The sequence below is a fragment of the Sphingobium sp. CECT 9361 genome, assembly GCF_918741285.1.
Classification (GTDB): domain Bacteria; phylum Pseudomonadota; class Alphaproteobacteria; order Sphingomonadales; family Sphingomonadaceae; genus Sphingobium.
Genome location: NZ_CAKKNC010000005.1, coordinates 124,314 through 148,233, shown reverse-complemented (window position 1 = coordinate 148,233; position 23,920 = coordinate 124,314). Strand labels below are relative to the sequence as shown.

Sequence of the window (23,920 nt, the reverse complement as noted above, 5' to 3'; positions counted from 1 at the left end):
CCCCGACCCCTTGCACTCGGCTAATCCAACTCATCCGAAGTGGTAATCTTCCGCTATTTCCATCGCAAGGCGGTCGGTCGACGCTATTCCCGTTTGAACGGTCTCGTGCAAGCCACGACGGAAGATTTCGCCGCTATCGATGTTTTCGAATCCGACGACCATTTGCTGGACCGTATCATGCGCTTTGCCCCGCGTATCGTGCCATCCCGATAGCCTGTTCAGCCGATACGCCAACTGATCGTAGCAATAGGCTACACTGCGCGGGAACAACCGGTTCAGCATGATGAAGTCGGTGATCTGCCACGGCGTATACGCGCCGCCATAAACGTGGTGGTAGGCGCGGCTGCCCGACAGCGCATGGAGCACCGATGTCCATTGATAGTGATCGCGGTTGCCGCCGATTACCTCTGTTTCGGGCAACAGAACGTAATATTTGACGTCCAGCAAGCGCAGCGTCATCTGCGCCCGTTCCAGCGCGGCACCAGTGCGAAGGAAATCATGGCCTTCGTTCCGCAGTTGTCCGCTGTCAGCCGCGCCACGGAAGGTCATGGCGCGGGTTTTCACCCAATCGATGAGACCGGGCAATTGCTGGCGCGCCTCCGCCACGTCGTAACTGTCGAGTTTGCGCCACCCTTCATTCAGCGCTTCCCACATGTCCTGTGTCAGCATGGTGCGTGCCGACTTGCCGTTGGCGCGCGCGCGCGAGGCAGGAGCGGATCGACGAGGGGTTTTCCGGGTCGAGCATCAGATAGGCGACGACATCGGTTTCGCGGACATGCGCGTCGGGCGGGAAATTTTCCTCGCATCCGGTAGCACGAACGACCGAGCGCCATTCGTCGCGATGATGCGCACCCGGGAGGATCGCCATGCGCTGCCCCATGGTGAGCAATCGTGCGGTGGACTCGGCACGCTCCATGTAGCGCGCCATCCAGTAGAGATTTTCTGCGGTCCGGCTCAGCATTGCATCAATCCTGCAGGACCCAGGTGTCTTTCACCCCGCCCCCCTGGCTGGAGTTAACGACCAAAGACCCTTCGGTAAGCGCCACGCGGGTAAGCCCGCCCGGCACCAGCCGGAGCTGCTTGCCAACAAGGCAATAGGGCCGGAAATCGGCATGGCGTTCGACGACACTTGCCGGACCCAGCGTAGGCACCGTCGAAAGATCGAGCGTCGGTTGAGCAATGAACTCAGAGGGATTGGCGCGGATACGATCCGCATAAGCCGACACCTCCTCCTTCGTCGATTTGGGGCCGATCAACATGCCATATCCCCCCGAACCGTGCACTTCCTTTGCCACCAGCTCGTGCAGATGTTCCAGCACATAGGCACATTCATCGGGCTTGGCGCACTGCCATGTCTGAATGTTGGCCAGTATCGGCTCTTCACCCAGATAAAAGCGGATCATTTCCGGCACATAGGTATACACGGCCTTATCGTCAGCGATGCCGGCACCGGGGGCGGAGCATAAGGTCACACCGCCGTTGCGATACACATTGAAAATACCGGGGATACCCAAAAGGCTGTCCGGATTGAACGCGAGGGGATCGAGATATTCGTCATCTATCCTTCGATAGATGACATCGACCGCAGTCGGTCCGCCGGTCGTTTTCATCCACACGCGGCCATCCTGTACGAACAAGTCCATGGGCTCGACCAGTTCGACGCCCATCAGATCGGCAAGGAAGCTGTGCTCATAGTAAGCGCTGTTGAGCGATCCCGGCGTGAGCACGACGACCACTGGATCGCCCTTACAGGCTGGCGGAGCGACTTCTTTCAGACTTTTGAGAAGTTCGGCGGGGTAATCGTCCACCGGAGCGACGATACCCTTGGCAAACAAGTCCGGGAACATGCGTGTCATGATATCGCGGTTCTCAAGCATGTACGATACGCCCGAAGGTGTACGGCAGTTGTCCTCGAGCACTTCGAACCGGTCCGGCCCGGTGCGAACGATGTCGATGCCGACGATATGGCTGTAGACTTTGCCAGGCGGTGAAAAGCCGACCATTTCGGGTTTGTAGGCGCTATTCCCATAGATGATCTCACCGGGAATGATGCCTGCGCGGATGATTTCACCGCGATGATATACGTCATGCAGGAAGGCGTTAAGTGCGCGCGTCCGCTGGCGAATGCCGCGATCGAGGATGCGCCATTCCTGCGCAGTAAAGATACGGGGCAACAGATCGAACGGGATCAGCCGTTCCGGGTCGCCGCCCTCCCCATATACCGCAAAAGTGATACCGATCCTTCGGAAGATCGCTTCGGCTTCTTCCAGCCGGCGATTGAGGCCCGCAATGCCCGTCCGCTCGACCCAGTTCTGCACCTCCGCATAACATTGGCGAACGGCATTCTGGCTATCCAGCATTTCATAGAAGGGCAACCGCATCTCCTTCCGCTCAGCATAGCCGACATGGCATTCTTGTGCGTCGCAACATTACTGCAACGCGCCAACCATAATGCAAGTATAAAATGGCTGGGGCGGCAGGATTCGAACCTGCGCATGGCGGCATCAAAAGCCGCTGCCTTACCGCTTGGCGACGCCCCAGTATGATGATCAGGGTCATAGCCCTGTCGGTCGGCGGACGTATAGGCCCGCAAATGCGTAAAGCAAGTCCCTGTGATGCGCAGTTATGCTACGGGCTTGACCCAGCCATGGGGATCGGGTGCAGTACCACGCTGAATGGACGTCAACGCCGTGCGCATCCGCTCGGTCATTTGGCCGGGGCTGCCGCTGCCAATCACGAAGTCGCCCTCTGCCGAGCGCACCGTTCCCACGGACGTCACAACGGCTGCAGTCCCACAGGCGAACGTTTCGACAAGGCGACCGCTTTGGGCATCGGCACGCCAGTCGGCGAAGCTGTAGGGCGCTTCGCGCACAGTCAGCCCCTGATCCCGCGCAAGCGTCAGAATCGAGTCGCGCGTTATGCCCGGCAGGATCGTGCCGCCAAGCGGCGGCGTCAGCATGGTGCCATCGTCGAAAACGAAGAACAGGTTCATCCCGCCCAGCTCCTCCACCCAGCGCCGTTCGGCGGCATCCAGAAACGCGACCTGATCGCAGCCCTTTTCGATAGCCTGCGCCTGCGCGACAAGACTGGCCGCATAATTGCCGCCACATTTGGCTGCGCCTGTGCCGCCCGGAGCTGCCCGGCTGTAATCCTGGGAAACCCAGATGGAGATCGCCTTGGCACCACCCTTGAAATACGCGCCGACCGATGAGGCGATAACGATATAGAGATATTCATGCGAGGGCCGGACGCCGAGGAATACTTCGCTGGCAAACATGAATGGCCGCAAATATAGCGCGCCGCCCTCACCTGCCGGAATCCACGCGCGGTCTATGTCGACGAGCAAGCGGACCGATTCGAGAAACACATCTTCAGGCAATTGCGGCATCGCCAAGCGGACGGCGGATTCGCGAAAGCGCTGCGCATTGGCTTCAGGCCGGAACAGTGCCGTTCCACCATCGGCCAGCTTATAGGCTTTCATCCCTTCGAAGATTTCCTGCGCATAATGCAGAACCGACGCTGCGGGATCCATCGGGATTGGCTGACGCGCGCCGACAACCGCATCATGCCACCCTTTGTCGATGGAATATCGTACGGTTACCATATGGTCGGTGAAGACGCGCCCGAACCCGGGGTCGGCAAGCAGACCTTCGCGTACATCAGGAGAAACCGGATTGGCATTCGGCTCTATCCAGAAATCCAGCGTCGCATTCGTCATTATTCAGCCTGCCTTTTGTTCGCTTTTCGACCGCTCGCCTAGCGTTCCACGAGGAGCGACCGGAGAGTTGCGGGAAACTAGTCGTATGGTCTATATACGTCAATATGGCTGTCCCATCTCCTCCAGCGTCACCGCTGTTTCTTCGTGAAGATGAAATTCGACGCGGCGTCGAGCTTCTCTATTTCGGCTATAGCAACCTCACCAACTCCATTGACGCGGGATTGGCAACGCTGGGGCTCGGGCGGGCGCATCACCGCGCCCTCTATTTCATATCGCGGCAACCCGACCTCACCGTGAGCGAACTGTTGAAGCTGCTGGCCATTACCAAGCAGTCGCTGGGACGTGTGCTGACGGAACTTATCGAGCGGGAATATATCGAGACGCGGCCCGGTCAACGCGATCGGCGGCAGAAATTACTGCGGCTGACAGCAAGCGGCGCAGCGTTGGAAGCGGAGCTGTTTCGTGCGTTGCGAGAGAAAATGGCTGCTGCTTATGCGCAAGCGGGGCAAGGGTCCGTCACCGGATTCTGGCGCGTGCTGGAGGGATTGATTCCCGTTGAAGATCTTTCAATGGTCGCCGGGTTGCGCTCAGGCGGGTGAAACAATCGTGCGAGACGAATGAAACTTATCTTCCTCTCGACGATTACTGCCAAACACTCGCACGGAATTAGGGAGCGGACATGCGTAAAATTCTCATCACCAGCCTAGGCGCCATTGCCGTCATGGGTCTTTCGGCATGTTCCGAAAAGGCACAGGACCAGGTCGAGCAGGCCGGTGACGCCGTAGGCAACGATATCGAGCGCGGTATCAACAATGCCGACGACAAGGCCGCCGCCGGTGCCGACAAAATGGGTGCCGCTGTAGATAACGCGGGCCACGAAATCGGCACTGCCGCCGACGAAGCAGGCGCAAAGATCGAAGCAGGCGCTGCGGATGCCAAGCATGACATTGGCAGCTCTGTTGAAAAGGCTGGCAAGGATATCAAGGACTAACAGCCTTGTTTTCACGTCCGCGCCGTCAGCACTCTTGACGGCGCGGACGACTAGTTCAAGGGGCGTGGCCTATGTCCATCGCCTCGCCCTCTCCTAGCGCACCGCCTGTTCAGCCGGTCTTACTATTCGGCAAGGCTGAAGCTGCGCTAATTGGCGTCACCATGCTTTGGGGCGCGACTTTCCTCATCGTACAGACGGCATTGCACGATAGCGACCCGCTATTCTTCGTGGGGCTTCGCTTCGGCACCGCTGCGCTTTTGACATTGATCCTCACGCGGAAAGTTCTGCGGGGCTTCACGCGGACCGAAATGGTCGCGGGGTCGGCCATCGGCATCGGCATATTCCTGGGCTACACGCTGCAGACATGGGGGTTGCAATATATTCCCAGCAGCACGTCGGCATTCATCACCGCAGCCTACGTCCCGCTGGTGCCTGTGTTCCAGTGGCTGATCCTGCATAAGCGTCCGCATATCATGAGCTGGATCGGCGTGGCGCTTGCTTTTAGCGGATTGATGCTGCTGGCGGGGCCGCAGCCGGGTCTGGGCTTTGGGCTGGGCGAAACGCTGACGCTGATCAGCACTCTGGCAATCGCATTGGAGATCGTGCTGATCAGCCTGTGGGCAGGTAAGGTCAACGTTCTGCGAGTTACGGTTGTGCAGTTGGCAGTCACTTCGATATTGGCCTTCTGCGCGATGGTGCCGATGGGGGAGCCTGTTCCCGGCTTCTCGTGGTTGTTGATCGTGTGCGCCTGCGGTTTGGGGATAATGAGCGCTGTCATTCAACTGGTGATGAATTGGGCGCAGCGGACGGTCTCGGCGACGCGGGCCACTCTGATCTACGCCGGTGAGCCGGTGTGGGCTGGCATCGTCGGGCGGCTGGCGGGTGAGCGGTTGCCTGCTGCGGCGTTACTGGGCGCAGTGCTGATCGTGGCTGGCGTGATCGTCAGTGAGATACGGTTCAAGTCCAAGGGTGGCGCTAAGCCTATTTGAGCGCGGCCATTTCGATGCCGCGATCCCGAGCAGCGCGCAGGGTTTCAGTCAGTAGCGATAGCAGAGCGGTATCCTGGTCGAGGACGTCCATGCCCTTGCGGGTCATGCCGCCGGGGCTGGCGACGCGGTCCGCCAGCATGCCGGGACTATCGGGCGATTGCGCCGCCAGTGTCGCCGCGCCTTGCACTGTTGCGAGCGCGAGGCGTGCTGCCTGACCTTCCTGCAAGCCAAGCGCCTGTCCCGCCGCAGCCAGCGCATCGGTGAATCGGAAAAGATAAGCGGGGCCGCAGCCGGAGAGCGCGGTGACCAGATTGAACTGCGTTTCGTCGTCGATCCATTCCACCAGCCCTAGAGGCTGCATCAGCCCGTCCACAGCGTGGCGTGCAGTGTCTGGCGTCTTGGGGTCGGAGTAGAGGGCGCAGACGCCCAGCCCGACCGATACAGGCGTGTTGGGCATTACGCGGATGGCCGCTTCGGGTCGCGGGAAGTGGGTGCGCAAGCTGTCTAGCGTTGTGCCAGCAAGGATCGAGATCAGGACAGTGTCGGCGTGGAGCAAGGGCGCAAGGTCGATAGCAACAGCGGCGATCTGTTGCGGCTTCATGCCTAGCAAGACTGTCGCACCCTTCGGCAGAGTAGCGGGGATCGCCGTTATGACGTGCACGCCATCGGCGACGGCCTTGCCGCTGGGGCGCAGGACGGTGACGCAGGCGGGATCGAGGCCGGAGGCGAGCCAGCGGGTGAGCATGGCGCCTGCCATATTGCCGCAGCCGACCATGAAGAGATGTGCGGGCCAGGAAATTGTCATCTGCGTAACTTCTCTAACATCGCCCATAGGAAGGGGCTGGCCTGTTGGATTATGCCGCTCGATTTTTTAGGCCTCGCCGCGGGTTTCGATGAGGCTCGCGCTGATTGCTTCGGTTGGGCTTTTGCCGCCCCACAGCACGAACTGAAACACCGGATAGAAGCGTTCGCATTCGTCCAGCGCGGTTTCCACCAGAATCTGCGCCTGATCGAGCGTCATGCCTTCGCCCTGCCCCAGCAATGCGCCGTGACGGAAAAGGACGATCCCGCTGGACGACCACATTTCGAAATGGCCGAGCCAGAGTTGCTCGTTGATGAGCCCAATTGTCTCGTAGATCGCGGAACGCTTGTCATCGGCGACCTTGATATCGGGGAGCGCGAGCATTTGAAGAACCTGATCTTCCTCACGCCAGATCGCGCGCAGTTCGTACTGCGCCCAGCTTCCCTGCGTAGTGGCCGCAATCTCATCTTCGCCGGCATGTTCGAACGACCAGCCATGCGCCTCGAAATAGGCCGCGAGCATATCGATCGGCGCAGCCTCATGTTCACCCTGTTCGTATTCGTTGCTATCCATCATGTCACTTATGTCAGTTCGCTACGCGCGGAAACGCAGCCCTAGCATCCATCGATGCCAATGGACAGGGAAGCCCGGTATCAGTCGCGATACTGTGCAGGATGTTGTGGACGACCTGTGGATAAGTGATCGTCGGAGCGATCAGATGTCGCCTGTGGGCGGCGTCTTCTTCGTTGCGACCTTTGCTTTCACGACCGGAGCCGTTTTTCCTTCCAGTGCGTCTAGGCGCGCCTTCAACAATTCGACTTCTTCACGCGCAGTAGATGCCAGCGCCTTTACCGCGTCAAATTCTTCGCGGGAAACGACGTCGATGCCGCCGACCCATTCCTTTGCCTTTTCACGCGCATTGGCTTCGAATTCACGACCCACCCCAGCGATAGTACCGGCAGCGCCGTTGATCAGCTTTGAAAGATCGTCGAAAAACCGGTTTTCACTTTGCATAGGTCACCTGTATCGGTTGATAGGCGCGTGGCTTACGCCACCAATACGCTATATTTGGGTACGCAGCGTCGGCGCGACAAGTGTCTCTGCGTCGGGGTTGAGGCGGCGGATTTCGTAATTGAGGCCGCAGGCTATGCCCAGCCAGCACAGATAAGGCACCATCAGCCACGCCGCAATGCGCCTGATCCGTCCGAATGCCAGGGTCGTCGCCGTCGCCAGAATGAGCATGAGGATGATGAGATACAGCGCCGCCGTGACTTTGTGCGACGCGAAGAACAATGGCGACCATGCAAGGTTGCAAGCGAGTTGGGCGAGGAACAGCAGGACGGCCACCCCCCGTCCTTTCGCCCCGCGCGCGTCCAGCACAACGCACAGTGCCAAACCCATGAGGACGTACAATATCGACCACACGATAGGAAAAGCGAGGCCCGGTGGCATGATCGAGGGCTTTACCAGCGTATCGAACCAGAGGTTACCGAAACCCGCATTGGATATGCGGCTCATCAGGAAGCCAAGGAAGACGATGGCAGGCACCACGAACAGCGCCCATCGCAGGTAGGAGAGCCGCAACTGACCCTTCGACGCGATTTCATTCATCCGCAGGCATTCCCCTGTCAAAGACCGCCAGAACAGGTGGCCGATATGTCATTCGGCAGGATGCGGCGAATCCGGCACAGGCGAATCCTTGAGAGCCGAATCCAGCCGTCTCGACACGGTTTGCGGTGAAACGGTGCGCCCTGCAACCCGTGAATAGAGCAGAGGTATGAGAAACAGCGTGATTGCGGTGGCGAAGGATACGCCAAAGACGATGACCACGCCGATGCTGCCACGCGCGCCTGCCCCTGCCCCGCTGGCCAGCACCAACGGCACCGCTCCCATGACGGTCGCGATGGACGTCATGAGGATGGGGCGCAAGCGGCGGGTTGCGGCCTGCCGAATAGCATCGGCCACGGACAGGCCTTCGTCGCGCAACTGGTTGGCAAACTCCACGATCAGGATGCCGTTCTTGGCGGCCAGACCGACAAGCATGACGATGCCGATCTGACTATAGAGATTGATCGATCCGCCAGTCAGCGCCAGCCCAATGATGCCCCCTGCCACCGCCAGCGGGACAGTTGCGATGATGACGGTGGGATGGATGAAACTTTCGAACTGCGCGGCCAGCAGCAGGAAGACGAGGACGATGGTGAGCGCGAAGACGAGCCAGATCGAACTGCCTGTTTCGCGGAGCGACTGGCTTTCGCCGCGATAGCCGATGGCGACAACTTCGGGCGATTGCATCGCCTGCGTCTCAAGGAAGCTGAGCGCATCGCCGAGTGAATAGCCGGGCGCGATGCCGCCCGTGAGGGTGATGGCGCGCAGTTTGTTGTAGCGGTTGAGTTGACGCGCGCCGGCGACGTGATTGGTCGTTACCAAGGAGGACAGCGGCACCAAAGTACCATCGCGCGCCCGTACATTGACACGGGAAAGGTCAGCCGTGTTAGAGCGACCATCGCGGTCCGCCTGAACGATAACACGATATTCTTCTCCCCGATCCACATAAGTGGAGACACGGCGGGAGCCCAGCATGGTTTGCAGCGCCTGGCTGACGTCGTTGACCGAGACGCCCAAATCGCCTGCGCGGCGGGTATCTACCACGATCCGCATCTGCGGCTTCGTTTCCTTGTAATCGCTGTCGATGTTGACGATGCCGGGATAGGATGCCGCCGCCGCCACGATCCGGTTGCGCGCAGCGACCAGCCCTTCGTAAGTCGATCCCGCCAGCACCAGATTGACCGGCTGTCCGCGCCCACGGCTGAGACCCGAGCGGGGCTGCGCATTGCCGCGGATACCGGGTTGTTCGGCAAGGATTTTGGTGACCCGATTGGCGAGTTCTGCTGTGGTAACGCTCCGTTGTTCCCACGGACGCAGATAGATATTGGCTACGCCGCCGTTGAAATCGTCGCTCTGGCCAAAGCCGCCGGGCGCGCGGACGAGCACGGTCGCGACGGTGCCTTCGTCGCGCAGCGGGAGCAACTGCTTCTCCAGCGTCCCCATATAGCCGACCATCTTGTCAAAGCCGGTGCCTTCAGCCGCTGACACGTTGGTTTCGACAACGCCCGTGTCTTCGGCGGGCGCGAGTTCGGTGCTGAGGGTGAGGAACAGTCCGCCGCTAGCGCAGAGAAAGCCGATAACCAATATGGTCGCCACCAGCGGCTTACGGATGACGGTATCGACCAGCCGACTGTAGCGCGTCTCGATCCACTGGAACCGGGCATCGACCCATGTCGCGAGCCTCCCGCGCTTACTGTGCTTCAAAAGTTTGGAGCACATCATCGGTGCGAGGCTCAAGGAAATGAAGCCGGAGAAGGCGATGGCCGCGATCATGGTGATCGCCAGTTCGCGGAACAACAGCCCGGTCTGTCCGGCAAGGAACATGACGGGCACGAACACCGCGCAGACGACCAATGTCGTAGAGATGATCGCAAAGCCGACCTGCCGCGTGCCGACGAAGGCCGCGACGAGTGGGTCTTCGCCCTGTTCGATACGATGATAGACGTTTTCGAGCACCACGATGGCGTCATCGACGACCAATCCGATGGCGAGAACGAAGGCCAGCAGCGTCAGCAGGTTGATTGACAGACCGAGCAGCCACATCGTCGCGCAGGTAGCGAGCAGGCAGATGGGGACGGTAACCGCGGGAATGATGGTCGCGCGGATCGAGCCCAGAAACAGGAAGATGACCAGAATGACGAGCGCCGCCGCTTCCGCCAGCGTGTGATACACATTTTCGATGGCGCGGCTGATGAACTGCGATTCATCCAGACCAACTGTGAAGGTCATGCCGGGGGGCAAGGTGGCGCGCATTTCCTCTGCCACGGCCTTGGCGCGTTCCGCGACCTCCAGCGTGTTGGCACCCGATTGGCGGACGAGGCCTACGCCCAGCCCGGTGGCGCCATTGGCATGGAAGGAACTGTAGGGATTTTCCGCGCTCATTTCGATGCGGGCGACATCGCCCAACGTCAGCTGATATCCGTTGGCACCGCGCCCCACGATCAGCCCCGCAAACTGCGCGGGCGTGCCAAAGGGACGATCAACACGCAGTGTGAGGTTCTGATCTTTCGATTCGATGCGACCGGCAGGCAGTTCGACATTCTGGGTGCGCAGGGCCGTTTCGACATCTGCGGGGGTCAGGCCGAACGCGGTCAGACGCTCCGGGTTGAGCCATATGCGCGTGGAAGGACGGGCCTCACCGAAAATCGTGATGCGAGCGACGCCATTGATCGCCGAAAAACGGTCGACGATGTTGCGATCCACATAGTCGCTGATCTGTACCTGCGACCAGCCGGGGCGACTGAACAGGAAGATCAGGACGGGGCGCGCGTCGGCATCGACCTTGCGGATTTCAGGGGCGATGATGTCTTCCGGAAGATCTTCGGTGACTGACCCCACGCGATCGCGCACGTCATTGGCGGCGGAGTCGATGTCGCGGGTCGGATCGAATTCGATGTTGATGTTCGACTGGCCGTCGCGAGAGTCCGAGGTGATCGTCTGGATGCCCTGCACCCCGGCGATGGCGTCCTCGATAACCTGCGTGATGCGGGTTTCGATGACGGAGGCCGCCGCGCCCGTATAGGCCGTCTGCACCGATACGACGGGCGGGTCTGTGTCGGGATATTCGCGGACAGACAGGCTGAAATAGCCCACCACGCCAACGATGCAGAGGAGGACCGCGACAACCGCCGCGAAGACCGGACGACGCACCGAAATGTCGGAAAGCTGCACTCCGCCGGCCCCTTAGCGTGCTTTGCCGACGCCACCGGCGCCCGCTGCACCGGAGGATTTACCCTTTTCCCCCGCCAGCCGGATGGGCGAACCGTCCGCAAGTTTGACGACGCCTTCGGTGACGACTTTTTGACCCGGCGCAAGACCGCTCAATATCTCCACGCGACCGTCCTGCCGTGTGCCAGTGGCGACCTTGATGCGTTTGGCTTTGCCGTCGTCAGCGACATAGACATATTGCTCCAGCCCTTCGCCGACGATGGCGAGTTCGGGAACGGAAAGCGCCTGACGCTGGCGGGACAGCACCTTGACCGTGAGCAGCATGCCGGGCTTGAGGGCTTTGTCGCCATTGGGCAGGATGGCACGGACCGCTACGGCGCGGGTGGCAGGATCGACGACCGGGTCGATGGTCGCCACGGTGCCGGTAAAGGTGCGACCGGGATAAGCCGACGCGGTGATGATGAGCGATTGGCCCTTCGACAGCGCGGTCAGTTGCGTTTCGGGGACGTTGAAGTCGAGCTTTATGCGGGAGATGTCGCTGACCGTGGCGATGGGCGTGCCTGCCGCGACGATCGCGCCGGGGGATACAGTGCGCAGACCCAGATAACCCGAAAAGGGCGCGCGGATGATGCGATCGCTGATTGCGGCGCGCACTTGCTCGGCGGTGGCGGCGGCAGCATTGGCGGTGGCGGTCTGCAAATCGAGGCTGGAGCCGGTAGCAAAACCACGCTGGCGCAATTGCTTGATGCGGTCGAGCTGTTGCGTGGCTTCGCGGGCGCGGGCCTGTGCGCCTGCGAGTTCGGCAACTTCCTGCGACTGGGCCAGGCGCGCGATGACTTCGCCGCGCCGGATATAGCCGCCGTCGCTATAGTTCAGGGTGACGATCCGCTCGGTAACGGGGGAAGACAGCACGACCTGTTCATTGGCGATGGCCGAGCCGACGGCTTCGATGGTGTCAGCGAAGGGTTGAGCGGCGACCGGTTGCACTTCGACGAGCGAAGGCGGGCGCTTGGGCTTTTCCGCTGTACCACCACAGGCCGCAAGCAGGAGCACCGCCGCGTAGGAAACCGATAAATGTCGCATGGGTTGAGGCTATACGTCCTTCTTATTGCGAGACAACTACGGCATTCGGTTATGGTGCCTCACGTTACCGTAACAACGGGTGACGTGCGGGAAGCCGCCATGAGAAATTCCACATTCCCTTCCGGCCCCGTGATCGGACTGGGGACGATGCCGACGAGGTGCCATCCAGCGCCCTCTATCCATGCGGCGGCAGCATCGCAAACGCGCTGGTGAATGGCGGGATCGCGGATGACGCCGCCCTTGCCCACTTCCTCCCGCCCTGCCTCGAACTGCGGCTTGATAAGGGCGACAAGACGCGCTTCGGGGGATGCGAAAGTCAGCGGGCGTTCGAGTACCTTTGCCAGCGCGATGAAGCTGGCGTCGCAGACGAACAGGTCGATGGGTTCGGGGATATGCGCAGGGGTGAGGATCCGGGCGCTGGTCTGTTCGTGGACGACGACGCGAGGATCGTTGCGGATTTTCCAGGCGAGCTGATTGGTGCCGCTGTCCACCGCATACACGCGGGTGGCGCCGTTGGTGAGAAGGACATCGGTAAATCCGCCGGTCGAGCTGCCCACGTCCATCGCGACCACGCTCGTCACCTCCCACGCGAAATGGGTGAGCGCATGAGCGAGTTTTATGCCACCGCGCGAGACCCAGGGATGGTCGCGTCCGCGCACGTCGAGGGGGGCGTCTTCGGGCAGCTGCTGTCCGGCCTTCTCCACTTTCCGGTCGCCGGTGAAGACGATGCCTGCGAGGATCAACGCCTGCGCGCGGGATCGGCTTTCTACCAGCCCGCGGTCGACGAGCATCTGATCGGCGCGCTGCTTGGCCATTAGTTGACGAGAGCCGTGAGAGTGTTGGGGGTCAGCACTTGGGGCAAGGTCTGCGCCTCCTTGCCTGCGGGGTAGAAGAGATAGAGGGGGACGCCCGAGCGCCCCTGCCCTTCGAGGAAGCGACCGATGACGGGATCGCTGTTGGTCCAGTCGCCGACCATCGTGACAACCCCGGCTTTGGTGAACGCTTCGGAGACTTCGGTGCGGTCGATGGCGGCGTTTTCGTTGACCTTGCAAGTCAGGCACCAGTCGGCGGTGAAGTAGAGGAACACGGGTTTGCCCTGCGCCCGCAATTGCGCAAGACGAGCTTCATCGAAGGCGACGGCATTGCCTTCCGTCTTGGCTTCGCGTGCTTCGCCGGTGCGGGGAAGCGTAGCGATGGCACCTGCCAGCACCACGGCGAGGGCAACGGACGCAATCCAGACGCCACCCGATCCAGCACGTTGCCGTCCGCCAAGCCACCAGAGCAACAGCGCGGTGGCCATTGCGGCCGCTATCCCGATAGTCATGCCGCCGGTGCCGACCTGCTGCCCCAGAAGCCATGCCAGCGCGAGCGCGGTGAGGAACATGGGGATGGAAAGGATGCGCTGAAAACGCTGCATCCACGGGCCGGGCTTGGGCATCCGCGCGCGGATTGCGGGGATGAAGGCGATGGCAAGGAACGGCAGCGCCAACCCCAAGCCCAACCCCGCAAAGATCGCCAGCGCCGCACCGAGCGGCAGGATCAGTGCAGCGCCCAAGGCTGCACCCATGAACGGGCCAGTGCAGGGCGTGGCCACGAACGCGACCAGCGCGCCGGTCCAGAAGCTGCCTTGCACGCCACCCTTACTGGCAAGTGCGCCGCCCGCGTCGATGGCGCGCAGTTCGAACAATCCGGCGAGGTTGAAGGCAATAGCGGTAACCAGCAGCAGCAGGACGAGGATGATGCGCGGGTCCTGCAACTGGAACGCCCAGCCGACCGATGCGCCCCCTGCCCTTAACGCCAGCAAAGCGCCGCCCAAGGCAAGGCACGTCACGACGACGCCAAGTGCGTAGGCCACCGCTTCGCGCCGCGCCGCGCGGGGGTCGCCACCTGCCTTGGCTAAGCCCAATGCCTTCAGGCTGAGGATCGGGAAGACGCAGGGCATGATATTGAGCAGGATGCCACCAAGCAAAGCGCCGCCGAGCGCAAGGAGGATCGCGGTGGCGCCGCTGCCCGAGGCTTGCGATCCGGCAGATGGCACTGCGCCGGGTCTGCCCCGGATCGCGAAGCCGACATGATCGCCGGTGCGCAATATCCCTTCGACGGTGGCGGGAGCGGATGTTCCGGCGGCCTTGGCTTCGATGATGAGGGTATCGCCATTACGGCTGACCTTTTGCGGGCTGGCATAGGCAAGCGCGCCATCCTTCGACGGGAAGAAATAGGCGTCGGCAATCGGGGACGCTGCAGGATAGGGAATGGCGAGGCGGAACTGGCCGTTCTGGATCGCGTAGCGCGCTTCGCTGCCCAAGGCGCGCGGCAGGCGGGCGCGATAGCCATCGAACGCCGCGCGACTGGCCGGGGCAATGTTGCCGTCGCCGACCACCAGGTCGAGCGACAGATCGCCGCCGCCGGGTACGCAGATTTCGCGCGTGCAAGCGAGCCAGTCGCCGCGCGCGCGGATCGGGAGCAGATCGCCCGGCTTCATGGTCGCGGGAATATTCAACGTTACGAGGATGGCATAACGCCCCTCATAAACATAATTCATCAGGCCGGAGATGATCAGCGTTTCGGGAACGGGATGGCGCAAGGGACCGGCGGTGACACCGGACGGGAGCGTCCATTTGACGGTCATCCCGATGCCTGCGTCGCCGGGATTTTCCCAATAGCCGTGCCAGCCCGGTTTTGGCGTCATGACGAAGGCGATGGTCAGCGTTTTGCCCGGCGCGGGCGTTGCGCTCTCCGCCTCCAGCCTGGCGGCGATGTTAGGTTCGCTTCCGCCGAACGCGCCGATCTGCGCCGTGGCGGGGATGGTGACGAATAAGGTCGCCAGCGTCATCAACAGGACATAAATGATTCGCATGGGAGCCTTCATACGCGGTGTGGCGACAGGTGCCGATCCTCCTGTCATCCGGCGCTACTGAGTGCGCTTTACTGATGTTACGGGCATAAAAGAAGGGACTTTGGCATTGTCCCTGTTTAGGTTCGGCACGATCGATCGAGGAGTTTCCATTTTGCGCCGTTTCACTCTCGCTTCCACTGCTGCCCTGACGTTTGCTCTGGCCGCTGCGCCCGCACCTGCGCAAGAGGTCGCCTCTGCGCCAAAGCTGATCGTTGCGATTTCGATGGACCAGTTTTCGGGCGACCTGTTCGAAGAATATCGCCAGCATTTCACGGGCGGTCTCAAGCGGATGGAGCAAGGCGTCGTGTTCCCGCGCGGCTATCAAAGCCATGCCGCGACCGAGACCTGCCCCGGCCATAGCACGATCCTGACCGGCAGCCGCCCTTCGCGCACGGGCATCATCGCCAATACCTATTTCGACCTGTCGATCGCGCGCGACGACAAGGCTGTCTATTGCGCGGAAGACGAGACGCAGCCGGGTAGCAGCAGCGGCGATTATGTCGCTTCGCCCAAGCATTTGCTGGTGCCCACGCTGGGCGGACGGATGAAGAAGGCCAATCCGGCGACGCGGGTGGTGTCGGTGGCGGGCAAGGATCGCGCGGCGATCATGATGGGTGGGCCGACCACGGACCAGATCTGGTGGTGGGGCGGCAAGAGTTATGTGAGCTACAAAGGCGTAGCCGAAACGCCGCTGGTGGCGCAGGTGAATGCGGGCATCGCAAAACTGGTCGCGCAGGACCGTCCGGCGATGGAGCTGCCCGATTTCTGCAAGCCCAAGGACGTGGCGGTTAGCATTGGCGGCGGCAAATCGGTCGGCACGGGACATTTCGCGCGCATTGCTGGCGATACCAAGGCGTTTCGTGCATCGCCCGAGCAGGATGCAGCGACGCTGGTGCTTGCCGCTGCGCTGATCGAGAATATGGAGCTGGGCAAGCAGGCGCAGACCGATATCATCTCCATCGGGCTGTCGGCGACCGACTATGTGGGGCATACTTACGGGACCGAAGGCGCCGAAATGTGCCTGCAGCTTGCGACCGTGGACCGTGAGTTGGGCGCGTTTTTTGAACGGCTGGACAAGAGCGGCGTGGATTACGAAGTGGTGCTCACCGCCGATCATGGCGGGCATGACCTGCCGGAGCGTAATCGGGAGCATGGCATTCCCGATGCGCAGCGCGTGGATGCGGCGTTAGGTCCTAAAGCATTAAGCGATGCGATCGGTGCCAAGCTGGGGCTGACCGGGCAAGTGCTGTATGGCGACGGCGCGGCGGGCGATTTCTATGTGTCGAAGACGCTGACGCCCGCACAGCGCGCAAAGGTGCAGACCGAAGCGCTCGCGATGATCCGCGCCAATCCGCAGGTCGAGGTAGTGTTCACCAAGGATCAGATCGCAGCCACCCCTTCGCCTTCGGGTCCGCCCGAACGCTGGTCGCTGATTCAGGAAGCGCGGGCGAGTTTCTATGCGCCGCGCTCGGGCGATTTCCTTGTGATGCTGAAGCCGCGCGTTACGCCGATCCCCGATCCGACCAAGGGCTATGTCGCGACGCATGGCAGCCCGTGGGATTATGACCGCCGCGTGCCGATCCTGTTCTGGCGCAAGGGCATCGTGCCGTTCGAACAGCCACTGGGCGTGGAGACGGTCGATATCCTGCCGACATTGGCAGCGCAGATCGGGCTGGCTGTGCCGAAGGGCGAGATCGATGGGCGGTGCCTGGATATCGATGCCAGCGCGGCGGATAGCTGCGCGGCGAAGTAAGGTCAGCGGCGGTCGGTGATTTTCACGCCGGCCGCCAGCTTGTTCTGGCCGATGCGTACCGCATCATCGGTCCAGTTGGCGACGAAGGTGCTCTGGCGCTGGATGCCTAGTGCGAAGGATGCGCTGTTGCCGCTGACTGACAGGGCGGAGGAGTCGCGCTCGCGGCCTTCCGGGGCGACAGTGATGAAGGCGGACCAGTTGTCCTTGTCCTTGCCCTGCACCATTTCATTGCCGGTGATCGCGCCTGCCGATCCGTTGGACAGGTCGATCATGTAGTTGGTGAGGCGGCCCTTACTGTCGTCGAAGCTGTTGTCGTCGATCTTCACCCTGTTGGCGCGGCTTTTGACATAGTGGCCGCCATTGCCCGCTTCGAAACGGGAGCGGGTTACGGTCAGGCTGCCGTAATGGCCGACATAGATGCTGTGGGCGCAGCTTAAATCGCGGTCGCAGCGGCCCAGGCGCTGGAACGTAGATTGGTCGATGCGGATGGCGTGGGCGGGATCGTCATGGGTGAGGATGCCTTCCTCACTGTTGCGGAACATGGCGTTGGTGACGTCGAGGTCGCCCTGTTCGAGGCGGATGCCGGAGCCGTTGCCATCGGGGACGCGCATGTTCTGGAACACGATGCCTTCGACGCGGGCGGCGCGGCCACGCAAGACGAGAGCGGCCTTTTCCTCGCAGATGCCGCCATCAAAGACGGCGGTGCCGGGGGTCGCGGCGCGATAGGTGATCGTGCCGCCCAGTTGGACGGCGCAATCGCGGTAGGTGCCGGGGGCGATGACGATGGTCCCAGTGCCTGCGCCGATAGCGTTGACCGCATCGGCCAGACTGCCATATCCGGCGCCGCTTTCCGCAATCGTGAACGGGCCACTGCGTTGCTGCGCAAGGGCAGTCGATCCGAGGGCGACCAAGACGGTCAAGGCGATTGCGGGCATTTTCATGACCGCCGCCATAGCGCAGGAGGCTATGACGCCGCCAACGGCTTAACCATCATTCTATCAGTCGAGATTGGGGCGCAGCCAGCGTTCCGCCGTGGCAATGTCGACACCACGCCGCTCGGCATATTCCTCAAGCTGATCGCGGCCCACACGAGCGACGCCGAAATATTCCGATTGGGGGTGCCCGAAGTAGAACCCGCTGACGGCGGCGGTCGGCAACATGGCGAAGCTGTCGGTCAGGGTGATGCCGGTGTTGTGGACCGCGTCCAGCATCTTGAAGAGGATCGGTTTGTGGCTGTGATCAGGACAGGCCGGGTAGCCGGGTGCCGGGCGGATGCCGCGATATTGTTCGCGCACCAGTGCTTCGTTGTCGAGCTGCTCGCCTGCCGCATAGCCCCACAGGTCGGTGCGGACATGTTTGTGGAGACGCTCGGCAAAGGCTTCGGCGAGGCGGTCGGCCAGTGCTTTCAGTAGGATGTCCGAATAATCGTCATAGCCCGCCTTGAACCGCGCCAGATGCGGGTTGATGCCATGGCCTGTCGTCACTGCGAAACCGCCGATCCAGTCGCCGTCATGGCTGATGAAGTCGGCAAGGCACATGTTGGCGCGCCCTTCCCGCTTGGCGATCTGCTGACGCAGGAACGGCATGCGGATATGCTTTTCGTCCTCGACATGGATGATGACGTCATCGCCTTCGCGGCGGCAGGGCCAGAGCGCGGCGACACCCTTTGCCACCAGCCATTTTTCCGCGATGATGGTGTCGAGCATCTTCTGCGCATCGGCGAACAGGCTGCTCGCGCTTTCGCCGACGACGGGGTCGGTCAGGATCGCGGGATAGTTGCCCGCAAGCTCCCACGCGCGGAAGAACGGCGTCCAGTCGATATACTCGCGCAGGTCGGCCAGATCCCAGTCGGGGAACGCATGGATGCCGGGTTTCAGCGGAGCAGGTGGTTTCAGCCGTTCATCGATTTCGAAGGCGTTATCGCGTGCGTCCTGAATGCTGATAAGCGCGCTTTGCCCTTTGCCCGCGCGGGCAATGCGGACATGTTCATATTCGTCGGCGACCTTCGCGACGAAATCGTCGCGCTGCGTTTCGCTGACGAGCGCTGTAGCAACGCCGACGGCGCGGCTGGCATCGAGGACGTGAACGACCGGGCCTTCATAGGCTGGCGCGATACGCAATGCCGTGTGGACTTTCGACGTGGTCGCGCCGCCGATCAGCAACGGCATGGTCATGCCCAGGCGCTTCATTTCCTCGGCGACGGTGACCATTTCGTCGAGCGATGGGGTGATGAGACCGGACAGGCCGATCATGTCCGCGTTGTTCTCATTCGCGGCCTGCAGGATCGTCGTCCACGGCACCATGACGCCAAGATCGACGACATCGAAGCCATTGCACTGCAGCACCACGCCGACGATGTTCTTGCCGATATCATGCACGTCGCCCTTTACGGTCGCCATGATGATCTTGCCCTTACCCTTCGCGCCGGGTTCCTTCGCGGCCTCGATATAAGGGAGCAGATGGGCGACGGCCTTTTTCATGACGCGCGCGGATTTCACGACCTGCGGCAGGAACATCTTGCCCGATCCGAACAGATCGCCGACAACGTTCATGCCGTCCATCAGCGGGCCTTCGATGACTTCGATGGGCTTTACCGTTTTGAGGCGGCATTCCTCTGTATCTTCGACAACATACATGTCGATGCCCTTGACCAGCGCATGTTCGAGCCGCTTTTCGACGGCCCAACCACGCCATTCCTCGGCGGCTTTTTCCGCGACGGCATCGGTGCCGCGAAACTTTTCCGCCAGTTCGACGAGGCGCTCGGTCGGCGTGACATCGGGATTGCGTTGCGGGCGGTTGAGGATGACGTCTTCGCAGGCTTCGCGCAGTTCCGGGTCGATAGTGTCGTACACATCGAGCTGCCCGGCGTTGACGATGCCCATGTCCATGCCCGCGGGGATGGCGTGGTAGAGGAAGATCGAGTGCATCGCCCGGCGCACCGGCTCGTTGCCACGAAAGCTGAAGGAGAGGTTCGACAGGCCGCCGGAAATATGCACGTGCGGGCAGCGGGCCTTGATCTCCTTACAGGCTTCGATGAAATCGACGCCGTAATTATTATGCTCCTCAATGCCGGTGGCGACCGCGAAGATATTGGGATCGAAGATGATGTCCTCGGGCGGGAAGCCTATTTCCATGAGCAATTCATAGGCACGGCTGCAGATTTCGACCTTGCGCTCTCGCGTATCGGCCTGGCCGACTTCGTCGAACGCCATGACCACGACGGCTGCGCCATAGGCCATGCAGAGGCGTGCATGATGGAGGAACGCATCCACGCCTTCCTTCATGCTGATCGAGTTGACGATGGGCTTGCCGGACACGCATTTGAGGCCTGCCTCGATGACGCTCCATTTCGAGCTGTCGACCATCAGCGGCACGCGCGCGATATCCGGTTCGGCGGCGATCAGCTTGAGGAAGGTCGTCATCGCGAACTCTGCGTCGAGCAGACCTTCGTCCATGTTGACGTCGACGATCTGCGCGCCGCTTTCCACCTGCTGCCGGGCGATCTCGATAGCCGCCGTATAGTCGCCCGCCATGATCAGTTTCTTGAACTTGGCAGAGCCGGTGACGTTGGTGCGTTCACCGATGTTGACGAACTGGGCAGTAGTGGGCTGGTTCATGTGTTTCTCACTCCCCTCCCACTTGTGGGAGGGGTCGGGGGAGGGAATGTCAGTTCTTTGGGAGCGCACATGCCCTCCCCTAGCCCCTCCCACAAGTGGGAGGGGAATATGTTAGGCGGCTATGTACATGGGTTCCAACCCGGCCAGCGCCGTGCGGATTGGCGGCGTGGGGATTGTCCGGGGTGGGAGGTTGCCGACGGCTTTCGCGATGGCGGCGATGTGCGCGGGCGTGGAGCCGCAACAGCCGCCCAGGATGTTCACCTGCCCGTCGACTGCCCATTGACGCACCAGCGCGGCGGTTTCTTCGGGCAGTTCGTCATAGGCGCCCAGTTCATTGGGCAGGCCCGCATTGGGATAAACCATGATGAGCGTGTCGCAGATGGCCGACAGCGTCTTGACATGCGGGCGAAGCTGTTCGGCACCGAAGGAACAGTTAAGCCCGATAGTGACGGGCTTTGCGTGGCGCACGGCGTACCAGAAGGCCTCGACCGTGTGGCCCGACAGATTGCGGCCCGAAAGGTCGGTGAGAGTCATCGACAGCATGATCGGCACATCCTTGCCCGCAGCTTCGGCCGCCTGCATCGCGGCCATGATCCCGGCCTTGGCATTGAGCGTGTCGAACACAGTTTCGATCAGGATGAGATCGACGCCGCCGACGATCAGCGCGTCGCACTGTTCGCGATAGACGGCGGTCAGTTCATCGAAGTCGATTTCGCGGAAGCCCGGATCGTTGACGTCAGGGGAGAGCGAAAGCGTCTTGTTCGTGGGGCCGATGGCGCCAGCTACGAAGCGGGGCTTGCCGTCCTTTGCTGCGGCGGCATCGGCGAGGCGGCGGGCGATCTGCGCAGAGGCGATGTTGATTTCCGCGACCAGATGCTCAGCGGCGTAATCGGCCTGGCTGATACGGTTCGCGCTGAACGTATTCGTCGAGACCATGTCCGACCCGGCGTCGAGATAATCCTGCGTGATCTTCTCGGGCACTTCCGGCTTGGTCAGCGCGAGGATGTCGTTATTGCCCTTCTGATCCTTCGCAAGAGCGAGCGTGCCGGCATAGTCCGCTTCGGTCAGCTTCCAGTTCTGGATTTCGGTGCCGAATGCGCCGTCCGTCATCAGGATGCGTTCCTGAGCGGTGGCGAGGAATGTTTCGCGGATGGTCATGATAATGTGCTCGATCCAGTAACATTGTCGTTCCCACGAAGGCGGGAATCCATCTCCGGCGCTGTCGACAGATGCAAGGTTGGGAGATGGGTTCCCGCCTTCGCAGGAACGACGACATAGGGGGTCATGCTACCAGTTCTTTCGAAGCAGCGGCGGCTGTGGGCCTCAATCCGAGCAGGTGGCATATCGCATAGCTGAGTTCCGCGCGGTTAAGCGTGTAGAAGTGGAAATGCCGCACGCCGCCTGCATACAGCTTCCGGCACAGTTCCGACGCGATGGTCGCAGCGACAAGTTGCCGGGTGGCGGGATGATCGTCCAGCCCTTCGAACAGGCGGTCCATCCATGCAGGAATAGCAGCGCCGCATAGTGCCGCAAATTTGCGGGTCTGCTGCACGTTGGAGACAGGCAGGATTCCGGGAACGATTTCTGCGTCGATTCCCGCTGCCGCGGCAGCATCACGGAAACGGAAATAGGCGTCAGCGGAAAAGAAGAACTGACTGATGGCACGGTTCGCGCCTGCGTCGATCTTCCGCTTGAGGTTGTCGAGGTCGCTTTGCGCATCGATGGCATCAGGATGCGTTTCGGGATAAGCAGCGACCGAAATGTCGAAGGGATGCAGCCTTTTAAGGCCCGACACGAGATCGGCAGCACTGGCATAGCCTTGCGGATGGGGCGCAAAAGCCTGCCCTTCGACCGGCGGATCGCCTCGCAGCGCGACGATGTGGCGCACGCCGGCCTGCCAGTAGGCATCGGCGACTTCGGCTATTTCATCCTTGCTCGCACCGACGCAAGTCAGATGCGCGGCGGCAGACAGGCCGGTTTCCTTGGCAATACGAGCAACGGTAGCGTGGGTACGTTCCCGCGTGGAGCCGCCTGCGCCATAGGTCACCGACACGAAACGCGGCCCAAGCGGCGCCAGCGTCTCGATGCTGCTCCACAATTGCTGTTCCATCTTCTCGCTTTTGGGCGGGAAGAATTCAAAACTCACCTGTGCGTCGCCCGACAGGTCGGCGAAGAGCGGCACGTCGAGCGCGAGGCGCGCCTCTTCCATTTGAGCCAGCGAGAATGTCATGCCGTTCGTCCTTCCAGGGCGCGCTGGTCGATAGACACGACTTTCGCCGTGCGCCTGCGCCCCAACCATAATTTTACCGTAAGTTCCCCGCCGGGCAGTGTGCATTCCGATTCCATCTCGATACCTGCCGCCGCAAACCAGCCCTGCATCTGCGCATCGGAAAAGCCAAGTCGCGCGTGCTGATCGCGAAGGCGCAGTTCCTCGCGCTGATGCGGGGCGAAATCGGCGATGAGCAAACGGCCATCCCTACCCAGAACGCGCGCCGCTTCTGCAATGACGGTTTCGGGTGCCTGCGCATAATGCAGCACCTGATGGAAAATCACCGTGTCGGCGGCGCCATTCTCCAGCGGAAGCGCCGTAAAGTCGCCCATGAGGAGGCGATATTTGTCGGCGGCATCATCCGGCAGCTTCGCGCGGGCCAGACGGAGCATGTCCGGGCTGCGATCGATGGCCGTTACTTGCGCTGCATCGGGACCGAAAAGCTGGATCATCCGGCCCGTGCCGGTGCCGATATCGACCAGATGGCCTATCGTGCGGTCCGCCAGCATAGCTTGCATCGCCGCTTCGACCTCATCCTCCGCAATGTGCAGCGACCGTATCGCGTCCCATTCGTCAGCGTGTTGCGCAAAATATTCGTCGGCAGCGCGCGCCCGGTCGTTACGGACGGCGGCCAGGCGCGCGAGATCGGCAGCTTGCCACAAAGTTTCGCTATCGGAATAGGATACGGCATCGAACAGGTCGAAAAGCGGAGCGAGGCTTTCCGCTCGATTGAGCGCGAGAAACACCCAGTTTCCTTCCTTCCTCCGCTCGACCAGCCCCGCCTCCACCAAGATGCGGACGTGGCGTGACACGCGCGGCTGGCTTTGCCCGACAACTTGCGCGATTTCCCCCACGGCAAGCTCCATCGCGCGCAACAAATGCACGATACGCAGGCGAGTCGAGTCACCCAATGCGTGAAAAAGGTCCAAAAGTGCCATAAAACGTGTATATAAAGTTTTCTTTATATACGTCAATCCGTAATCCCGCGGCCTCGAAGCCGTTGGCAGCGGGGTGCAGCGCGATTAT

19 protein-coding genes, 1 tRNA gene and 1 pseudogene are annotated in these 23,920 nt (G+C 61.5%); 4 read left to right on the top strand and 17 right to left on the bottom strand.

Annotated features, from left to right (window positions below):
- Window positions 1-30: 30 nt before the first annotated feature.
- The 4 genes and pseudogenes from LQ220_RS09960 to LQ220_RS09945 form a co-directional block, all read right to left on the bottom strand.
- Window positions 31-916, bottom strand: a pseudogene (locus LQ220_RS09960) (alpha-E domain-containing protein).
- A gap of 49 nt (window positions 917-965) precedes the next feature.
- Window positions 966-2,375 carry a circularly permuted type 2 ATP-grasp protein gene (locus LQ220_RS09955; protein ID WP_230188130.1) on the bottom strand — a complete coding sequence of 470 codons (1,410 nt, stop codon included), beginning with the start codon at window positions 2,373-2,375 and terminating at the stop codon, window positions 966-968.
- A gap of 90 nt (window positions 2,376-2,465) precedes the next feature.
- A tRNA-Gln gene (locus LQ220_RS09950) sits at window positions 2,466-2,540 on the bottom strand.
- Between the two features lie 83 nt (window positions 2,541-2,623).
- Window positions 2,624-3,718 carry a branched-chain amino acid aminotransferase gene (locus tag LQ220_RS09945; protein WP_230188129.1) on the bottom strand — a complete coding sequence of 365 codons (1,095 nt, stop codon included), beginning with the start codon at window positions 3,716-3,718 and terminating at the stop codon, window positions 2,624-2,626.
- A 104-nt stretch (window positions 3,719-3,822) separates the two neighbouring features.
- Here LQ220_RS09945 and LQ220_RS09940 point away from each other — a divergent pair, with 104 nt between their 5' ends.
- The 3 genes from LQ220_RS09940 to LQ220_RS09930 all read left to right on the top strand — a co-directional run bounded on the left by LQ220_RS09940 (window position 3,823) and on the right by LQ220_RS09930 (window position 5,698).
- A complete protein-coding gene (locus tag LQ220_RS09940; RefSeq protein ID WP_230188128.1) occupies window positions 3,823-4,317 on the top strand; it encodes a MarR family transcriptional regulator in 495 nt (164 codons plus the stop codon).
- Window positions 4,318-4,397: 80 nt separating this feature from the next.
- On the top strand, window positions 4,398-4,709 hold the full coding sequence (locus tag LQ220_RS09935) for a hypothetical protein (RefSeq protein ID WP_230188127.1): 312 nt from the start codon (window positions 4,398-4,400) through the stop codon (window positions 4,707-4,709).
- 71 nt (window positions 4,710-4,780) lie between these two features.
- Window positions 4,781-5,698 carry a DMT family transporter gene (locus LQ220_RS09930; protein WP_230188126.1) on the top strand — a complete coding sequence of 306 codons (918 nt, stop codon included), beginning with the start codon at window positions 4,781-4,783 and terminating at the stop codon, window positions 5,696-5,698.
- On the opposite strand, the gene proC is transcribed toward LQ220_RS09930, so the two are convergent.
- From proC to LQ220_RS09890, 8 genes are all read right to left on the bottom strand, one after another.
- Window positions 5,691-6,503, bottom strand: coding sequence for a pyrroline-5-carboxylate reductase (gene proC, locus LQ220_RS09925; protein WP_230188125.1), 813 nt, complete (start codon window positions 6,501-6,503; stop codon window positions 5,691-5,693). The two genes, LQ220_RS09930 and proC, sit on opposite strands and share 8 nt — an antisense overlap.
- A gap of 66 nt (window positions 6,504-6,569) precedes the next feature.
- The gene (locus LQ220_RS09920) at window positions 6,570-7,076 is read right to left on the bottom strand and encodes a YbjN domain-containing protein (RefSeq protein WP_230188124.1); all 507 of its coding nucleotides are present in this window, start codon (window positions 7,074-7,076) and stop codon (window positions 6,570-6,572) included.
- 138 nt (window positions 7,077-7,214) lie between these two features.
- Window positions 7,215-7,514 carry an accessory factor UbiK family protein gene (locus LQ220_RS09915; protein ID WP_230188123.1) on the bottom strand — a complete coding sequence of 100 codons (300 nt, stop codon included), beginning with the start codon at window positions 7,512-7,514 and terminating at the stop codon, window positions 7,215-7,217.
- 48 nt (window positions 7,515-7,562) lie between these two features.
- On the bottom strand, window positions 7,563-8,111 hold the full coding sequence (locus LQ220_RS09910) for a TspO/MBR family protein (protein WP_230188122.1): 549 nt from the start codon (window positions 8,109-8,111) through the stop codon (window positions 7,563-7,565).
- A 48-nt stretch (window positions 8,112-8,159) separates the two neighbouring features.
- Entirely contained in the window at window positions 8,160-11,279 is a 3,120-nt protein-coding gene (locus tag LQ220_RS09905; RefSeq protein WP_230188121.1) for an efflux RND transporter permease subunit, read from the bottom strand.
- 12 nt (window positions 11,280-11,291) lie between these two features.
- Entirely contained in the window at window positions 11,292-12,359 is a 1,068-nt protein-coding gene (locus tag LQ220_RS09900) for an efflux RND transporter periplasmic adaptor subunit (RefSeq protein WP_230188120.1), read from the bottom strand.
- 59 nt (window positions 12,360-12,418) lie between these two features.
- A complete protein-coding gene (locus LQ220_RS09895) occupies window positions 12,419-13,174 on the bottom strand; it encodes a TlyA family RNA methyltransferase (protein ID WP_230188119.1) in 756 nt (251 codons plus the stop codon).
- Window positions 13,174-15,216, bottom strand: coding sequence for a thioredoxin family protein (locus LQ220_RS09890; RefSeq protein ID WP_230188118.1), 2,043 nt, complete (start codon window positions 15,214-15,216; stop codon window positions 13,174-13,176). The genes LQ220_RS09895 and LQ220_RS09890 overlap by 1 nt, the downstream gene beginning before the upstream one ends.
- 262 nt (window positions 15,217-15,478) lie before the next feature.
- Between LQ220_RS09890 and LQ220_RS09885 the strand changes: the two genes are divergently transcribed.
- Window positions 15,479-17,008, top strand: coding sequence for an alkaline phosphatase family protein (locus tag LQ220_RS09885; protein ID WP_230188224.1), 1,530 nt, complete (start codon window positions 15,479-15,481; stop codon window positions 17,006-17,008).
- Window positions 17,009-17,010: 2 nt separating this feature from the next.
- Here LQ220_RS09885 and LQ220_RS09880 read toward each other — a convergent pair whose 3' ends face one another.
- The 5 genes from LQ220_RS09880 to LQ220_RS09860 form a co-directional block, all read right to left on the bottom strand.
- A complete protein-coding gene (locus tag LQ220_RS09880; RefSeq protein ID WP_230188117.1) occupies window positions 17,011-17,949 on the bottom strand; it encodes a NosD domain-containing protein in 939 nt (312 codons plus the stop codon).
- A 57-nt stretch (window positions 17,950-18,006) separates the two neighbouring features.
- The gene (gene metH / locus LQ220_RS09875) at window positions 18,007-20,625 is read right to left on the bottom strand and encodes a methionine synthase (protein WP_230188116.1); all 2,619 of its coding nucleotides are present in this window, start codon (window positions 20,623-20,625) and stop codon (window positions 18,007-18,009) included.
- Window positions 20,626-20,736: 111 nt separating this feature from the next.
- Window positions 20,737-21,783: a homocysteine S-methyltransferase family protein gene (locus tag LQ220_RS09870; protein ID WP_230188115.1), complete on the bottom strand. Its 1,047-nt coding sequence runs from the start codon at window positions 21,781-21,783 to the stop codon at window positions 20,737-20,739.
- A 124-nt stretch (window positions 21,784-21,907) separates the two neighbouring features.
- On the bottom strand, window positions 21,908-22,855 hold the full coding sequence (gene metF / locus LQ220_RS09865; protein ID WP_230188114.1) for a methylenetetrahydrofolate reductase: 948 nt from the start codon (window positions 22,853-22,855) through the stop codon (window positions 21,908-21,910).
- Entirely contained in the window at window positions 22,852-23,832 is a 981-nt protein-coding gene (locus tag LQ220_RS09860) for a metalloregulator ArsR/SmtB family transcription factor (protein ID WP_230188113.1), read from the bottom strand. Before LQ220_RS09860 ends, metF begins: the two co-directional genes overlap by 4 nt.
- Between the last annotated feature and the right edge of the window lie 88 nt (window positions 23,833-23,920).

Coding starts and splice junctions, on each gene's coding strand:
- metH (WP_230188116.1), bottom strand. CDS start 20,625: ATGAACCAGCCCACTACTGCCCAGTTCGTCAACATCGGTGAACGCACC.
- LQ220_RS09940 (WP_230188128.1), top strand. CDS start 3,823: ATGGCTGTCCCATCTCCTCCAGCGTCACCGCTGTTTCTTCGTGAAGAT.
- LQ220_RS09920 (WP_230188124.1), bottom strand. CDS start 7,076: ATGATGGATAGCAACGAATACGAACAGGGTGAACATGAGGCTGCGCCG.
- proC (WP_230188125.1), bottom strand. CDS start 6,503: ATGACAATTTCCTGGCCCGCACATCTCTTCATGGTCGGCTGCGGCAAT.
- metF (WP_230188114.1), bottom strand. CDS start 22,855: ATGACATTCTCGCTGGCTCAAATGGAAGAGGCGCGCCTCGCGCTCGAC.
- LQ220_RS09860 (WP_230188113.1), bottom strand. CDS start 23,832: ATGGCACTTTTGGACCTTTTTCACGCATTGGGTGACTCGACTCGCCTG.
- LQ220_RS09895 (WP_230188119.1), bottom strand. CDS start 13,174: ATGGCCAAGCAGCGCGCCGATCAGATGCTCGTCGACCGCGGGCTGGTA.
- LQ220_RS09915 (WP_230188123.1), bottom strand. CDS start 7,514: ATGCAAAGTGAAAACCGGTTTTTCGACGATCTTTCAAAGCTGATCAAC.
- LQ220_RS09900 (WP_230188120.1), bottom strand. CDS start 12,359: ATGCGACATTTATCGGTTTCCTACGCGGCGGTGCTCCTGCTTGCGGCC.
- LQ220_RS09930 (WP_230188126.1), top strand. CDS start 4,781: ATGTCCATCGCCTCGCCCTCTCCTAGCGCACCGCCTGTTCAGCCGGTC.
- LQ220_RS09945 (WP_230188129.1), bottom strand. CDS start 3,718: ATGACGAATGCGACGCTGGATTTCTGGATAGAGCCGAATGCCAATCCG.
- LQ220_RS09885 (WP_230188224.1), top strand. CDS start 15,479: ATGGACCAGTTTTCGGGCGACCTGTTCGAAGAATATCGCCAGCATTTC.
- LQ220_RS09890 (WP_230188118.1), bottom strand. CDS start 15,216: ATGCGAATCATTTATGTCCTGTTGATGACGCTGGCGACCTTATTCGTC.
- LQ220_RS09935 (WP_230188127.1), top strand. CDS start 4,398: ATGCGTAAAATTCTCATCACCAGCCTAGGCGCCATTGCCGTCATGGGT.
- LQ220_RS09880 (WP_230188117.1), bottom strand. CDS start 17,949: ATGAAAATGCCCGCAATCGCCTTGACCGTCTTGGTCGCCCTCGGATCG.
- LQ220_RS09910 (WP_230188122.1), bottom strand. CDS start 8,111: ATGAATGAAATCGCGTCGAAGGGTCAGTTGCGGCTCTCCTACCTGCGA.
- LQ220_RS09870 (WP_230188115.1), bottom strand. CDS start 21,783: ATGACCATCCGCGAAACATTCCTCGCCACCGCTCAGGAACGCATCCTG.